Source organism: Legionella tunisiensis (genome assembly GCF_000308315.1).
GTDB lineage: Bacteria > Pseudomonadota > Gammaproteobacteria > Legionellales > Legionellaceae > Tatlockia > Tatlockia tunisiensis.
Genome location: NZ_CALJ01000319.1, coordinates 1 through 1,627, shown reverse-complemented (window position 1 = coordinate 1,627; position 1,627 = coordinate 1). Strand labels below are relative to the sequence as shown.

Sequence of the window (1,627 nt, the reverse complement as noted above, 5' to 3'; positions counted from 1 at the left end):
ACATTGCTCACCGATTAAGCAAAGTTGATCAGCACCAATAACAAAATGGTCTGGATAGTGTTGACTAACTTCCATAGCTTTACTGCTGGCAAGCAGAGCGGCTAGCTCAAGCTTGGGGCCTGTAAAAGTTCTTTTTAGCCCCTCTTCATCAGAATTGGCGGGAATTACCTCAAATTGCAAGCCTAACGCACGTAGTAATTCTATCCGGCTTTGCGAAGCAGATGCTAATATAATGGGTTGCTGATGGATAAAATCAGACATAAATGGCAACCGAAGCCATCAATAAAAAGCCAATAATGACAAAGCTGAAATCGCGCAAATTACAGCAACGCTCAACCATGACGCAACGCTCTAGACCATGCAGTGTACCGAGGTAGAGAAAGGTTCCAGCTGAGGCAGCAATGAGGATTGGATCAAACAAAGAGTTCGTTTCTACACCATGGCCAAAATACCAGCCAAAGAAAATACCAAGAGGGGTCATAAGACTAAAGCTGATGAAAAATGCGAGGCTTTGTACTCTGCTTAGCGAACTTTTAGTCAGTTGCACTGCAATTGCGAAACTCTCAGCCCATTTATGAGTGATGATTGCCAGAAACAGCATAATGATCATTGAATTGCTTTCATTCAACCCCAGTGCTGCACCAAGCATGATAGAGTGAACGGAAAGCATGCCCCAAGCCATGATAGCGAAGGCAGGATGGCTTGCATCATGGTGGTGATATAATTCTTTACCTAAATGCTCAAACCATAAAAAAATCAGGAACACTGCGCCTGTGATAATATAAGCAAAGGGATAATGATAGCCCATTTCGTGAAATAAACTGCTTGATTCAGGTAGCATATGTAAGAGTCCTGCACCGAGGAATACGCCAGTTGCCAAGGTTTCACCAATTGGAAAATCAACGTGATGCTCTTCATTTTTACCTTGCTTTCGCTTTTTAAATGGGTACCAGCCTGCAAGTAAGATGACTATAAAAATTGCTAAAGCAAAGATTATTTTTAAAGTGGCCACCGCCATAATGTTTTACCCTCTATGAAAGCTGAACGACGTTAATAGGTTTTTGATCAAGGAAGTGAATAATATTTTCACAAACTATATTTAGCAAGCGTTTTCTTGCGGCCACACTGGCCCAGGCAATATGAGGAGTAATAATACAGTTTTCTATACCGATCAGAGGATTGTCAGCCGTAGGAGGTTCTTGACTCAGTACATCAAGGTAAGCTGCTGCAATATTTTTTGTTTTAAGGATGCGGCTAAAGCAGCTTCATCGATTAATCCTCCGCGCCCTGTGTTAATCAGGATACTGTTTTTTTCATTTGCTGAAGGGTATTGCGATTGATAATTTGTTTGGTTGCCTCTGTTAATGGGCAGTGCAGACTTAAGACATCGCTTTGCTCTAAGAGTGTGGTAAAAGAAACCGAGGTTACCAGATTGTCGCTAAAAGATTTTGGTTTGTGAGCGATTACCTTCATTCCCAAAGTATGAGCGATAGTAGCTACTTTTTGCGCTACTTTCCCGTAGCCCAGCAAGCCTAAAGTCATGCCCGCTAATTCGGTAATTGGATTGAGCCAATAGGCAAAAAAAGGTTGTTTTTGCCAATCCCCTTGTTGTATTGAGTGATTGTGT

General features: G+C 41.9%; 2 protein-coding genes and 1 pseudogene. All 3 read right to left on the bottom strand.

What is annotated here, in order from left to right; genetic code table 11:
- Window positions 1-261, bottom strand: a 261-nt coding sequence (locus tag BN58_RS19515) for a Maf family protein (protein ID WP_019218271.1), incomplete at its 3' end; no start/stop codon positions are given.
- Window positions 254-1,018 carry a ZIP family metal transporter gene (locus BN58_RS19510; RefSeq protein WP_019218270.1) on the bottom strand — a complete coding sequence of 255 codons (765 nt, stop codon included), beginning with the start codon at window positions 1,016-1,018 and terminating at the stop codon, window positions 254-256. The genes BN58_RS19510 and BN58_RS19515, both read right to left, overlap by 8 nt.
- 13 nt (window positions 1,019-1,031) lie before the next feature.
- Window positions 1,032-1,614: pseudogene (locus BN58_RS38150) on the bottom strand (NAD(P)-dependent oxidoreductase).
- Window positions 1,615-1,627: the final 13 nt, after the last annotated feature.